The organism is Streptomyces sp. DH24, from assembly GCF_029813775.1.
Lineage (GTDB): Bacteria > Actinomycetota > Actinomycetes > Streptomycetales > Streptomycetaceae > Streptomyces.
This window is the reverse complement of sequence record NZ_JARVKW010000074.1, coordinates 1-13,559: the sequence shown is the minus strand read 5'-3', so window position 1 is coordinate 13,559 and position 13,559 is coordinate 1. Positions and strand designations below refer to the sequence as shown.

Genomic DNA, 13,559 nt, shown 5'->3' with positions numbered 1-13,559 from the left:
GCGCCGGGCCTCGTGGCCCCGGCGCACGCCGACCCCGCCCGAGGGCGGTCAGAAGGTGACGTCGGAGCAGGCGTAGAACGCGTTGCCCGTGTCGTGGACCGTCCACACCGCGAGGATGACGTGGTGGCCGCTCAGCCCGGACGGCAGCTGGCCGCTGTGGGAGAGCGTCTGCGGCGGACGCTGCCCGCCGTAGGGGACCGTCAGGAACGGGGTGAGGTTGAGGTCGGACCGGGACAGCGCGCGGTCCTGGTTCCAGCCCGGCTTCGTGACGTAGTACTTGAAGTCGGTCGTCGCGTGCATCGCCGTGAACTGCCAGCGGAAGGTGTAGTTCTGGCCGCCCGTCACACGGGTGGTCGGCCAGGCGCCGCCCGAGGGCGTCCGCGGGCTGTCCAGCGGCGCGAACGAGGTGTTGCCCGCGGAGCAGATCCGCCCGTCCGCGGGGCCGCCCGACGGGAAGCCCTTCGGGCCCTCGACGCTCTGCGGCTCCCACTGGATGGCGCCGCAGTTGGTGACTGTGCCGTTCTGGCACATCTTCTGCCTGCTGACGGGGAGGTCGGTGTAGCCGTGGCCGCTGGCCCCGCCGGAGGAGAGCACGAGCGCTCCGGTCGTGGCCAGTCCCACCGCGGCTGCGTACAACTTGGTCCTTGTGCGCATGCTGCCGCTCCTGGAGAACGTGGGGGAATACAGTGAGCCGTGCAGGTCTAGACCAAGTTCAGATTATTGCCGTTAGTTGAACATGTCCATACCAATCACGGACCGGATTCCCCGCGCCCCGAGCAGAACGCCACCGTGAGGTCCTTCACCAGCACCTTGCGCTCGTAGTCGTCCAGTTCGACGAGCCCGCGCATCGTCAGCCGGGTCACCGTGTCCTCCACCGAGTCCACCACCGAGGTGAGCACACTCGCCCGCTGCCGCGCGTCCAGCGCCGCGATCCGGCGGCGGTGCATCGCCGCGGCCACCTCCGGCGCGTACTCGACCCGGACCGGCCGCACCGAGAACACCTCCAGGCCGACCGGCGCCGCGTCCGCCGCCACCAGCCGCGTCAGCGCCGCCTCGGCCGCGTCCGCCGAACCCTGCGCGCCGCCCGGCGGCTCCACCGGCACCCGGGCGAGCGCCGCCTCCACGCACTCGCGCAGATACGCCTCGTGGTCCTCGACGCCCAGCGTGGCCCGCGCGGTGTCCCGCACCCGCCACACCACCAGCGTCACCACCCGCAGCGCGACCCCGTTGCCGTCCGCCGCCGGCATCGGCTCACCGCGCCAGTGCCGCAGCCGTACGTCGACCCGGCGGCGCAGCAGCAGCGGGTTGACCCACATCAGCCCGGTCCGCCGCACGGTCCCCCGGTACCGGCCGAACAGGCCGAGCACCCACGCCCGCCCGGCACGGCCCCGGGCCAGACCGCCGAAGCCGACCAGGCTCAGCGCCCCGGCGCCCGCGAACGCCGCCCACTGCGCGGGCCCGAGCCCGGCACCCGCCTGCGCCGGCAGCCCCAGCGCCGCCACCGCGACCGGCGGGAGCGCGCCCGCCCACCACGCGGTGACCGCTCCCCCGGCCAGCCCGCCCGACCCGGCGAGCACCCCGGCGGCACCCGGCAGCACCCGCGCCGGGCGTTCCGTGAGCTCGGGGTCGACCTCGGGCGCCGGGCGCGGCCTGAGCGGTCCGGGGGGCCGCAGCCGCGGCTGCTCGCCGGTGCCCTTCCGGCGTGCCACGACCGTGGTCCTGACCGGCACCGGCGCCGGGTCGGGCTCGTCGCGGAACAGCAGGTGGACGGGGATCTCGGTGGTCGACTCGTTCTGGATGAGCCGAGCGGGCCGGACCGGCCCCTCGGCGGAACCGTCGGGTTCGGGTGTCCTTGACGTGGTCGTACTCATGCGTGCCTCCAGCCTCCGCGCCAGATGCGTCACAACAGGATGAGTGGATGGTGGGGTGCGGGAGTCACCCGCGCCCGGTTGCGGGATGGGACGGTGGTGCGGGCGGGCCCGCACGCGGGACCGGAACGCGCGGCGCCAGGAGCCACGGGTGCGGGAGCGCCCGCGCCCGGTGCGAGCGGGCACCGGCGCCCGGTCACGAGAACAGTCGCCGCCAGGTCTCCGGCCCCGGATAGCCGTCCGCCGCGCCGCCCCGCCAGCCCTGGGCGCGCTGGAACGCCTCGACGTTGCGCCGGTCGGCCTCGCTCCAGCGACGCCCCGGCCCGCTCGTGTAGTGCGCGCCGAACCCCTTCTTCACCAGCTGCCTTCCCAGCCGGGTCACATGGTCGTTGTCGGCACCGGGCCGGAACATCGCCCGTCCCGGGAAGCCCGGCGCCCTCGGCGAGGAGGGTGCGGCCGGGCCGCCGGTCACGGCCTCGACGTCGTTGCCCCGGCCGCTGACCAGCAGCCGCCAGGTGTGCGGTCCCGGCAGGCCGTCGGCCTCGGCGCCGCGCCAGCCCTGGGCGAGCTGGAAGGCCCGGGTCGCCCTGCGGTCGGCGTCCGTCCAGCGCGGCCCGGGGCCCGAGCGGTAGAAGCGGCCGGCGCCGCGCTCCACGAGCAGGGTGCCGAGCCGCGTGACGTGCTTGTTGTGGGCGCCGGGGCCGAAATACGCCCGTCCGGGGAAGCCCGTGGCGTCCGGCGTGCCGGATTCCCCGGCGTCCGGCTCGGCGCCCGGCGTGCCCGCCGTGAGCCCTTGGTACCGGTAGGCGAGATAACGGTCCGAGTTGCTCCAGTAGGCGTAGGGGGTGGACTGCCGGCGGGTGTGCGGGCGGGTCTGTTCGTAGGCGATGTAGTAGCTGTGCGTGTAGTCCGTCCAGCCTCCGAAAATGGTGACGTGCGAGCCTTTCTGCGGGTCGGAGGGATTGTGGAAGAGGAGGATGTCGCCGGGCTGCAGTTCCTCTTTGGAAATGCGCTCGCCGTACTGTCCGAGCGAGCCCGTCCATTCGTTGCGCGGCAGGTTCCAGGCCATCGAGACATAGCCGGAGCAGTCCTGCCGGTAGCCGTCCGGCCAGTACGCGGTCATGCTGTACGGCACCTTCGCGTCGACCCAGGTCCTGGCCCGCCGGATGATCTCCGCGCGGGTCGTCTCGCGCAGCTTTTCCGGGGCGGCGACGGGCCCGGCCGGCCGTCCGCCGGGGCCGTGCAGCGGAGCCTTCGTGCCCTGCGGCGTCTGGGGTTCGTCGGCCGCGGGCAGGGCGGTCGGGGCGGCTGAGGGGGTGCCGGCCAGGGCAGGTGCCGCGTGACCCGCGCCGAGTGCCGTGGCGGACGCGGCGGCCACGACGACGGTCCGCCGGACCGCCGGGTGACCGGTGGCGCGGCCGGCCGGGGAATGCGGCAGAACACGCCGCCAGAGAACACAACCGGGGCAGTCGCAGTCGTTCGCCGGATCGAATTCCTCGAATACCGGAGCCTCCATGCGATTCCCCTCACATTCCAGATGGAAATGTCCGTGCCGGTGCACATGGTCAGTTTCTCAACTGTCTTCCGGACGCGCATGCTGACGGTCCGAATGATGTACGCGGCCCGCCGGCCGCCCCTCGCGCGCGTGCGCGTGGTGCGGAGCACCCTCCGGCGTCCGGTAGAGTTCTCTCGTCAGCAGGCGCCGCTAGCTCAGTTGGTTAGAGCAGCTGACTCTTAATCAGCGGGTCCGGGGTTCGAGTCCCTGGCGGCGCACAGACATGACGGGCTCCTCGTTCGAACGAGGAGCCCGTCGCTGTTTGGCCGGATACCCTCTCGCCATGGCAGCGCGAGACCTCCAGGAGCGGATCAAGAAGCTCATCGTCGACCGGCGGCTGCCGTCCGGCGCCCCGCTGCCGACCGAACCCGAACTGATGGAGTACCTCGGCGCGAGCCGGAACTCCGTGCGCGAGGCGCTGAAGGCGCTCCAGGCGATGGGCATCGTGGAGATCCGGCACGGCTTCGGCACCTACGTGGGCCCGATGTCGCTCGCCCCGATGATCGAGGGCCTCGCCTTCCGCACGGTCGCCGGGCACTACCGGGGCGAGGACAGCCTGCTCCAGCTGCTGGAACTGCGGGAGGCGGTGGAGACGGGACTGGTCTCCCGCCTCGCCGGGCGCATCCCGGAGCCGGACCTCGGTGAACTGGACGCGCTGGTCGTCCGTATGGAACAGCAGGCCGCGCAGGGCGGCGCCGGTCTCGCCGCGACCGACCGGGCCTTCCACGCGACTCTCTACCGGGGACTGGACAACGTGCTGCTGAGCGAGGTGCTGGAGGCGTTCTGGGACGCCTTCCACCGGGTGCACCGGGACCTCGGGGGCGAGCCGCAGGATCCGCGGATCACCTGCCGGCAGCACCGGGAGATCCTGGACGCGGTGCGGTCCGGCGACTCGCTGCGGGCGGAGGAGGCCATAAGGGAGCACTTCGGCAACATCCGCGAGCGCCTGTCCACGGCACGCCCGCAGGAGCCCCACCCACCCCGCGACGACCGCGCCTGACCGGCAGCGCCGGGTTCCGCGCCTTGTGATCAGGATGAGCGCCGCAGAACGCCGGTTCTTCACGAAGCCGCCCGTCCGGGGCTGTTGACGGGACGGAAACCGGTTGCCGGGGGCCGCGGGATGAGGGGTGCCGTTCCTGGCGGGACGCCGAGGGGGGCATCATGCAACCGGAAGGTCGCTGTTCCCTGTCTATAAGGTGTGGATGGTGTGGTGACAGCGACCCACCACCGATACGTCTGTGAAGGGTCGCGGGGGGCCCGGCTCGGGCGGCAGGAAGCGACCGATACACGCACTGACCCGCGTGTGGGGGGATGACTCATGACGTCGACGCCGACGGGCGCCGGACAGGACTTCGACCCGTCACAGACCACCCGGCTCCGGGTGCTTTCGCACCGGGCCGGGAACACGGGGACGTTCCGCAGGATCAGGAAGACCCTGCCCAGATACGACTACGAGCACTACAGCCGGCTCGCGGGGCCCCTCACCCAGCCCGACCCGGGCAAGCCGTACCGGGTGCAGTTCCGCTCGCTGATATCCCAGGAGCCGCACCGCATCCGCGTCGCGCTGATGCTGGCCGCGGCTCCGCTGCTGTCGCTGGTGCTGCTGGCGTGGCTGCTGCAGCCCGAGCACTGGACCGAGCGCGACTACCCGGCGTTCGACTGGCTGCCCGCCCTCGACGTCGTGATGCTCGTCTCGATCGGCCTGATCGAGTTCTTCCGCTGCATGAACGTCCTGTCCAACGCGCACGCCACCCTCGTCGCCCGCGACCCCGTCCCGGTGGTGCCCGAGACCGGCACGCGCGTCGCCTTCCTCACCTCCTTCGTGCCCGGCAAGGAGCCGCTGGAGATGGTGACGAAGACCCTGGAGGCGGCCGTCAGGATCCGCCACCGGGGCCCGATGCACGTCTGGCTGCTGGACGAGGGCGACGACCCGGAGGTCAAGGAGGTCTGCGCGCGGCTCGGCGTCCGCCACTTCTCCCGCAAGGGCGTCGCCAGGTGGAACCAGGCGACGGGCCCGCACCGCGCGAAGACCAAGCACGGCAACTACAACGCCTGGCTCGACGCGCACGGCGACGCCTACGACTTCTTCGCCTCCGTCGACACCGACCACGTGCCGCTGCCCAACTACCTGGAGCGGATGCTCGGTTACTTCCGCGACCCGGACGTCGGCTTCGTCATCGGCCCGCAGGTCTACGGCAACTACGACAACTTCGTCACCAAGGCCGCCGAGTCCCAGCAGTTCCTCTTCCACGCGCTGATCCAGCGCGCCGGCAACAAGTACGGCGCGCCCATGTTCGTCGGCACCTCCAACGCCGTACGCATCAAGGCCCTCAAGCAGATCGGCGGGCTGTACGACTCGATCACCGAGGACATGGCCACCGGCTTCGAGATGCACCGCCACAAGAACCCGGCGACGGGCCGCAAGTGGCGCTCGGTCTACACCCCGGACGTGCTCGCCGTCGGCGAGGGCCCCAGCGCCTGGACGGACTTCTTCACCCAGCAGATGCGCTGGTCGCGAGGGACGTACGAGACGATCCTCAAGCAGTACTGGAAGGGCTGGTACTCGCTGCCGCCGGGCAAGCTGTTCAACTACACGATGATGATCATCTTCTACCCGATGTCGGCCCTCAACTGGATCCTGGCGGCGCTGAGCTGCGCGCTGTTCCTGGGCCTCGGCGCCTCGGGCGTGAACATCGACCCGGCGGTCTGGCTGATGCTCTACGGCAACGCCTCCGCCCTCCAGATCGGCCTCTACGTCTGGAACCGCCGCCACAACGTCTCCCCGCACGAGCCGGAGGGCTCCGGCGGCGTGGCCGGCATGGTGATGTCCGCGCTGTCGGCGCCGCTCTACGCGAAGGCGCTGATCGACTCCGTCCTGCGCCGCAAGAGCAAGTTCGTGGTCACGCCCAAGGGCGACTCGGCGAGCCCGGACCGGTGGTTCGGGACGTTCCGCTACCACTGGTACTTCGTCGCGGTCTTCGGCGCCTCGATCGCCGCCGGGTTCGTCTACGGCCACGCGCACCCCGCCATGATCATCTGGGCGACGTTCGCCATGCTGATCACCGCGACGCCGGTTCTCGTCTGGCGGTACGGGCTCCGGCAGGCGAAGAAACGGCCACCGGCCCCGGCGTCCGGACCCGCCCCGGAGCCGTACCGGACGCAGCCGCTGCCGCGGCAGCCGTACGCGCCGCACATCCCGCAGCAGCGGCCCACCCGGACCGGCCCGACCGGCGCCGGGCCGGACCGGCCCGCGCCCGATCAGGCCCTTTCGGAGCAGACCATGCAGATCGCCCTTGGTGGACTTGGGGGACGTAAGGAATGAAAGACCGTGCCGGCCGCCGCCGGGCCCGTCGCATCGCGATAGGCACGGCGGTGGTAGTCGCGCTGGCCGGGATGAACGGGCCGTGGCTCTACCGCTTCGGCTCCGAGAAATACCACCAGTACCGGATCAACAAGCCCGAGTACAAAGCCGAGAACGGCCACTGGGACATCGTCGAGTTCCCCGAGGAGTACCGCCAGAACACCATCCACGCGGCGCTGCTGCGCACCGGGAAGGTGCTGCTCGTGGCGGGTTCGGGCAACAACCAGGACAACTTCGACGCGAAGAAGTACGACACCCGGATCTGGGACCCGGTCAAGGGCACCGTCAAGAAGGTGCCGACGCCGACCGACCTGTTCTGCACGGGCCACACCCAGCTGGCGAACGGCAACCTGCTGATCGCGGGCGGCACCAAGCGGTACGAGAAGCTCAAGGGCGACGTGAAGAAGGCCGGCGGCCTGATGATCGTCCACAACGAGAACCCGGACAAGCCGATCACGCTGCCCGCCGGCACCAAGTTCACCGGCAGGCAGAACGGCAGGACCTTCGTGTCGAAGGACCCGGTCCTCGTGCCGCGCGCGAAGAAGGTCTTCGACCCGGCGACCGGCGCGTTCCTGCGCAACGACCCCGGCCTGGGCCGGATCTACGTCGAGGCGCAGAAGGAGGGCGCCAGGTACGAGACGGGCACCCAGGACAACTACCGCGTCCAGGGCCTGTCCGGCGCCGACGCGCGCAACACGTACGGCATGGCGCAGAAGCTCGCCCTGGACAAGAAGGACTTCCAAGGCATCCGCGACGCCTACGAGTTCGACCCGGTGGCCGAGAAGTACATCAAGGTCGACCCGATGAAGGAGGCCCGCTGGTACCCGACGCTCACCACCCTGAGCGACGGCAGGATCCTCAGCGTCTCCGGACTCGACGACATCGGGCAGCTGGTCCCCGGCAAGAACGAGGTCTACGACCCGGAGACCAGGACCTGGGAGTACACCGACAAGGTCCGGCAGTTCCCCACGTACCCGGCGCTGTTCCTGATGCAGAACGGCAGGATCTTCTACTCGGGCTCCAACGCGGGCTACGGACCGGACGACGTGGGACGCGACCCGGGCGTGTGGGACGTGGACACCAACACGTTCACGAAGATCCCGGGGCTGAGCGACCCGAAGCTGCTGGAGACGTCCGCCACGGTGCTGCTGCCGCCCGCGCAGGACGAGAAGTACATGGTGATCGGCGGCGGCGGGGTCGGCGAGTCCAGGCGGTCCAGCGAGAAGACCCGGATCGTCGATCTCAAGGCGGACGAGCCGAGGTTCGTGGACGGCCCCTCGCTGGAGAAGGGCACCCGCTACCCGCAGGCGTCGGTGCTGCCCGACGACTCGGTGCTGGTCTCCGGCGGTTCTCAGGACTACCGGGGCCGCGGCCGCTCCGACATCCTCCAGGCGCGGCTGTACGACACGGAGAGGAACGTGTTCGAGCGGGTCGCCGATCCGCTGGTGGGCCGCAACTACCACTCCGGGTCGGTGCTGCTGCCCGACGGGCGCGTGATGTTCTTCGGCTCCGACTCGCTGTTCGCGGACCGGGCCAACACCAAGCCGGGCGAATTCGAGCAGCGCATCGAGATTTACACGCCGCCGTACCTCTACCGGGGTGAGCGCCCGTCGCTGTCCGGCGGTCCGCAGACGATCGCGCGGGGCGGGACGGGGACGTTCACCTCGGCGGACGCGTCGTCGGTGCAGAAGGTGCGGCTGATCCGGCCCAGCGCCTCGACACATGTCACCGACGTCGACCAGCGGTCCGTGGCGCTGGACTTCGAGACGGCCGGGGACAAGGTGACGGTGACGATGCCGAGGAACCGGAACCTGGTCCAGTCGGGCTGGTACATGCTGTTCGTGACCGACGCGGACGGGGTGCCGAGCAAGGCACAGTGGGTCAGGGTGCCGTAGACCGGGTCCGGGGGCGGGGGCGTGGCCCGGCCGCGCCCCCGGCGACCGCCGCGCGCGGCCCGCTGCCCCTACGGGTGCGACGCCTCCGCCAGCTTCAGGGCGTAGTCCGCCCACCACTGGCCGGCCTTGGGGCCGCCCTTGCACTCGCCGTCGGACTCGCCGGGGCGTTTGATCCAGAGGTAGGCGTCGACCAGGGGGTCGGCCGTCTTGACGGTGGGGGTCTCGCCGAGCGCCCGGCCCGGCGGATTGCACCAGCGTTCACCCGGGTCGCCCTCGGTGTAGGGGCCGTTGCCGTTGCGGCTGGTGTCGACGACGAAGTGCTTTTGCCCGACCTTCGCGGACAGCTTCTTGCCGTACGCGATGGAGTCCTCGGTGGTGTAGAAGTTCGAGACGTTGACCGAGAAGCCGTCGGCCCGGTCGATGCCCGCCCGCTTCAGCGGCTCGAAGATCTGGTCCGGGTTGCCCCAGCCGGCGTTGCCCGCGTCCAGGTAGACCTTCGTGTTCTGCAGGGCCGTCAGTTTCGCGACGGCGCCCTTGAGGAGGTCGTAGCGCTCCTCGTGGTACTGGTCAGGGGTGCAGCCGTCCACCAGGTGCAGGACCGCGTCCGGTTCGAGGATCACCGTCGCCGGGCGGTCCCCGATCCCCCTGGCCACGGCGTCGACCCAGGCCCGGTAGGCGTTGCCGTCGGCGGCGCCGCCCTGCGAGTACTGGCCGCAGTCGCGGTGCGGGATGTTGTAGAGGACGAGCACCGCGGTGCGGCCGGCCCGGTCGGCGGCCTCGGTGAAGCCGCGTGCCTCCCGCTCGGGCTGTTCGGCGCCGATCCACTCGGCGACCGGCTGCTCGGCGATCTCGCGGATCTTCTCGGCCTCGGCCTTCTTGCCGTCCCTCTCGAAGTCGGCGACCTGATGGGCCGCCGTGCCGTCCGGGTTCACCCAGAACGGACTGGTCTCCTCGGGCTGCTGGGTGATGCCGGTCCCGCCCGGCTCGTCCTTCTCGGCCCCGCCGCCGGAGCCGGAGCCGGAACACCCCGCGACCAGCAGTGCCGCCCCCAGCACCACCGCGGCCGCTCGCGCGCCGCCCGTCGCGGGTCCCCCCTTGCTGCCGTACATCCACTCCCCCTTGGTGCACCGTCCCAAGTCCCCATCCTGGCACACGCCGTCGCGGGACCGCGGGGCCCTGACGTGCCATGAGGGGGGTCAGCGGCGGGGCCCGGTCAGGTACGCGGAGACCACCACGTTCGCCGTGTAGCTGCGGCTGGCCCGGTCGAAGCTGCCGCCGCAGGTGATCAGCCGCAGCTCGGCCCGCCCCCGCTCGCGGGGCCCGTAGGCCTGCCGGGCGTCGAAGCGGTCCCGGGTGAGGACCTGCACGTCGTCGACGGTGAACTCGGCGACCCGGGCGTCGTCGCGGACCACCCGGATCCGCTCGCCCGGCTTCAGGGCGCTGATCTTGTAGAAGACGGCGGGCCGGGTCTCGGTGTCGACGTGGCCGACCAGCAGCGCGGTGCCCCGCTCGCCGGGGGTGGCGCCGGCCGCGTACCAGCCGACGACGCCGGGCTGGTCGAAGGGCGGCGGGTCCAGTGCGCCCCGGCCGTCGAGGCCGCGGGCCACCACCGGCGCCTGCACGCCGAGGAAGGGTATGTCGAGGCGCTGCGGCAGCGCGTCGCCCAACGGCTCGGCGGCGGGCGGCAGGTCGGCCTTCGGGGGACGGCCGACGGCCGCCATGTCGCCGGTGGCCGTCCCGGACACGCCGCGGGGGACCTCGGTGGCCTCGCGGCCCCACAGCCACAGGCCGAGCAGCAGCAGCGCCCAGGCGACGCCGGTCAGCAGCCGGCCGCCGCCGGCGGAACGTTCGTGGTCGGACATGGTCAGCCCGATCGACGGCTCCGGCGGTGGACACCGCCGAGCACGACGGCCACCGCGGCGACTCCCGCGAGGACCAGACCGGTCACCACGTGACCCGTGCCGGGGCCGGTCTCCCGGGACTCGGCGGCGAGCCGCGCGGTACCGCCACCGCCCGCTTCCACGGGGGCGACGGGCGAGGCGGGCGTCTCCGGGCGCGCGGGCCGCGGCTGCCGGTCGCCCTGCTGTCCGACGGTGATGGTGCCGACCCGGCCGGTGCCGCCGCAGGCCACCCGCACGTCGTAGGTGCCCGCCGTGACCGTGGAGCGGATCCGGCTCTCACCGACGAGCATGCCGCCGGAGGCGGTGAGCCGGACGTCCGCCACGAACACCGCCGACACGGCGATGGCGGTGCGTTCCGCGCAGTCCGCCACCCGGAGCCTGACGTCGGAGCCGGGGGGCGGTGCCGTGGGGGTCACGGTAAGACCGGCCTCGTCGTCGGCCGCGAACGCCGGGGACGCCGTCGGGAAGAGGGCGGCGGCCGCCAGGATCCCCGTACAGAGCGTGACTTTCAGAGAACTCATCGTGAACCTCCAGATACCTGGAGACTCCTCCCGGGGGACCGGCCCCGCATCTCAGCGGGGCCGGGACTGCTCCGTACGGGTGGTTCACCCCGGGTGACGGGTTTCAGATCCGGTCGACGAGATCCGCGATCGACTCCACGACCTGCGACGGCCGGTACGGGAACGCGTCGACCTGTTCCGGCCGGGTCAGCCCGGTCAGCACCAGGAACGTCTGCATCCCGGCCTCGATGCCGGCCAGCACGTCGGTGTCCATGCGGTCGCCGATCATCGCGCTGGTCTCGGAGTGCGCGCCGATGGTGTTGAGCCCGGTGCGCATCATCAGCGGGTTCGGCTTGCCCGCGAAGTACGGCTGCCGTCCGGTCGCCTTGGTGATGAGGGCGGCCACCGCTCCGGTCGCCGGGAGCGGGCCCTCGGTGGAGGGGCCGGTCTCGTCGGGGTTGGTGCAGATGAAGCGGGCGCCGCCGTTGATGAGGCGGACCGCCTTGGTCATGGCCTCGAAGGAGTACGTGCGGGTCTCGCCGAGGACCACGTAGTCGGGATCGTGGTCGGTGAGGATGTAGCCGATGTCGTGCAGCGCCGTGGTGAGGCCGGCCTCGCCGATGACGTACGCCGAGCCGCCGGGCCGCTGGTCGTCCAGGAACTGGGCGGTGGCCAGCGCCGAGGTCCAGATGTTCTCGATCGGCACGTCCAGCCCCATGCGCCGCAGCCGGGCGTGCAGGTCACGGGGCGTGTAGATGGAGTTGTTGGTGAGGACCAGGAACGGCCGTTCCGCGTCCCTCAGCTTCTTGAGGAAGGCGTCGGCGCCGGGGATCGGCACACCCTCGTGGATGAGCACCCCGTCCATGTCGGTGAGCCACGACTCGATGGGCTTGCGTTCTGCCATGTGCTTCGGACTCCTGGCGTGCGTACGGACAGGGCGGGGCCCCGGAACCACGACGTACCGGCGCACCGGCGCCCCAGCCTAATCAGGACGGCGCCGGACGGACCCCGCCGATCACCCAGTACCGAGCGGGGAGACGGCCTACACTCCCCGCGCCCGACCCGGGCGGTGCGGTCCCCACCGACGACGCACCGCCCCGGACGCCCTTGCCGACGGGCGGCAGACCACCCCCGCACGCCCGCGCGGACCGGGGCCCGCTCCCCTCAGAGCCGCCTGCGGACGAACACGAGCGCGCACCCGGCGGCGACGAGCAGCGCGGCGACGGCCAGAGCGGTACGGGCCCGGGACACACCGGTCCGGGCGAGCTCGTCGGCGAGGGACTGCCGCCCCGGCGGAAGAACCCCGGGAGCGGTCGGCGCGGCCGACTCGCCCTCGCGCGGCGGCAGACCGCTGGCGTCACCCCCGACACCGGCACCACCGTCGGCGGTCTCGGCCTCGGAGCCGTCGGGGCGGCCGTGACCCTGACCGTCCCCCGACCCGGCGCCCCTGATCCGGAACCGGTAGTCGTTGGACTGCCCGATCCAGTCGCCGTCGTCGTCACGGCGCTGCACGACGGCGGCGGTTGCGGTGACCTCATTGGCCACGGCGTCCGAGGTGAGGGCGAGCCGCACCTTCACGGTACGGGTCTGGCGGGGACCGATGGTGAGACCGGGAACGCCGGCGTCGAAGGCACCGACGAGCTCGTCCCGGTCGGTCGTCTCGAACCGGACGGGGTGCGGCCGCCCCTCGGCGTAGAACTCCAGCCTCGGCTGGGACGCACGCAGGGCACGCTTCTGATCGACGAGGACGACGACGGGGTGGACGTCCTCGCAGGTGCGGTCGGTGGTGTTCTTCAGGTCCAGGAACCAGGTGCCGTACCCACCGCCGGCCTCGTACGTCGAAGGGCCGCCGTGAATCCGGGTGCTGAGCGGAAACGCCCGGCCGTCGGCAGCGCAGGACGCACCGGGTTCACCCGGAACCGCGTGGGCCACGGCCGACGCCGGAACGAGGGCGGCTGCGGCGAGGCAGAGGCGCAGAAACGTCGACAGTCGCATAAACACGTGAGTGTGCCGCCCTCACCGACCTCACCCCGGCGCCGCTCCGACAGCGGACCGGAGGTCCGCTCGATCAGCGGAGGGACACACGCGGCGTGCGTGCGGCGCGGGGGCGTGCTGGCGGCGTGACGGTGACCGGGGTTGTCGTGTGACCCGGCGTCGCGGTGACCGGCGGCGTGACGGTGACCGGCGTTGTCCTGCGACCCGGCGTCGGTGTGACCGCGGGGTGGGTCGCGCGGCCCGGCGCTGACGGGTTGCCGCCCGCGCCCACCCGTGCCGCCCCAGCGGCACGACTGCCCGCGGCTGGGCGGACCGCCCGCCGCTCCGCTGTCCGCCACCCGCTGCCCGTCACCTGCGCGGGATGGGCCACCGGGCCGCAGTCGCGTACGGCGGGAAGGGGACGTGTCGGGGGGTGTCCGCCCGCAGCGGTTGGCGCGTCAACGCCAGGGCGTTTTCAAGTGACCGATTCCGCGCCGTTCCGAGG

11 protein-coding genes and 1 tRNA gene are annotated in these 13,559 nt (G+C 72.0%); 4 read left to right on the top strand and 8 right to left on the bottom strand.

Annotation, left to right across the window (positions count from 1 at the left end; translation table 11 throughout):
- Positions 1–48: 48 nt before the first annotated feature.
- The 3 genes from QC282_RS31545 to QC282_RS31535 form a co-directional block, all read right to left on the bottom strand.
- Positions 49–654 (bottom strand): lytic polysaccharide monooxygenase, encoded by a 606-nt coding sequence (locus QC282_RS31545; RefSeq protein WP_279553021.1) that lies wholly within the window; start codon positions 652–654, stop codon positions 49–51.
- Positions 655–749: 95 nt separating this feature from the next.
- Positions 750–1,871 carry an SPFH domain-containing protein gene (locus QC282_RS31540; protein WP_279553020.1) on the bottom strand — a complete coding sequence of 374 codons (1,122 nt, stop codon included), beginning with the start codon at positions 1,869–1,871 and terminating at the stop codon, positions 750–752.
- Between the two features lie 193 nt (positions 1,872–2,064).
- On the bottom strand, positions 2,065–3,384 hold the full coding sequence (locus QC282_RS31535) for a peptidoglycan-binding protein (RefSeq protein WP_279553019.1): 1,320 nt from the start codon (positions 3,382–3,384) through the stop codon (positions 2,065–2,067).
- A gap of 183 nt (positions 3,385–3,567) precedes the next feature.
- Here QC282_RS31535 and QC282_RS31530 point away from each other — a divergent pair.
- The 4 genes from QC282_RS31530 to QC282_RS31515 all read left to right on the top strand — a co-directional run bounded on the left by QC282_RS31530 (position 3,568) and on the right by QC282_RS31515 (position 8,679).
- A tRNA-Lys gene (locus tag QC282_RS31530) sits at positions 3,568–3,641 on the top strand.
- Between the two features lie 65 nt (positions 3,642–3,706).
- Positions 3,707–4,423, top strand: coding sequence for a FadR/GntR family transcriptional regulator (locus QC282_RS31525; protein WP_279553018.1), 717 nt, complete (start codon positions 3,707–3,709; stop codon positions 4,421–4,423).
- A 318-nt stretch (positions 4,424–4,741) separates the two neighbouring features.
- On the top strand, positions 4,742–6,745 hold the full coding sequence (locus tag QC282_RS31520; RefSeq protein WP_279553017.1) for a cellulose synthase catalytic subunit: 2,004 nt from the start codon (positions 4,742–4,744) through the stop codon (positions 6,743–6,745).
- Positions 6,742–8,679: a kelch motif-containing protein gene (locus QC282_RS31515; protein ID WP_279553016.1), complete on the top strand. Its 1,938-nt coding sequence runs from the start codon at positions 6,742–6,744 to the stop codon at positions 8,677–8,679. Before QC282_RS31520 ends, QC282_RS31515 begins: the two co-directional genes overlap by 4 nt.
- A 68-nt stretch (positions 8,680–8,747) precedes the next feature.
- Here the strand turns inward: QC282_RS31515 and QC282_RS31510 are convergent, their stop codons facing one another.
- From QC282_RS31510 to QC282_RS31490, 5 genes are all read right to left on the bottom strand, one after another.
- The gene (locus QC282_RS31510) at positions 8,748–9,788 is read right to left on the bottom strand and encodes a glycoside hydrolase family 6 protein (protein ID WP_279553015.1); all 1,041 of its coding nucleotides are present in this window, start codon (positions 9,786–9,788) and stop codon (positions 8,748–8,750) included.
- An 87-nt stretch (positions 9,789–9,875) separates the two neighbouring features.
- Positions 9,876–10,541, bottom strand: coding sequence for a class F sortase (locus QC282_RS31505; RefSeq protein WP_279553014.1), 666 nt, complete (start codon positions 10,539–10,541; stop codon positions 9,876–9,878).
- A 2-nt stretch (positions 10,542–10,543) separates the two neighbouring features.
- Positions 10,544–11,101, bottom strand: coding sequence for a hypothetical protein (locus QC282_RS31500; RefSeq protein WP_279553013.1), 558 nt, complete (start codon positions 11,099–11,101; stop codon positions 10,544–10,546).
- A 103-nt stretch (positions 11,102–11,204) separates the two neighbouring features.
- Complete coding sequence (locus tag QC282_RS31495; protein WP_279553012.1) at positions 11,205–11,984, bottom strand: HAD-IIA family hydrolase; 780 nt, start codon at positions 11,982–11,984, stop codon at positions 11,205–11,207.
- Positions 11,985–12,244: 260 nt separating this feature from the next.
- Positions 12,245–13,075: a hypothetical protein gene (locus tag QC282_RS31490; RefSeq protein WP_279553011.1), complete on the bottom strand. Its 831-nt coding sequence runs from the start codon at positions 13,073–13,075 to the stop codon at positions 12,245–12,247.
- Between the last annotated feature and the right edge of the window lie 484 nt (positions 13,076–13,559).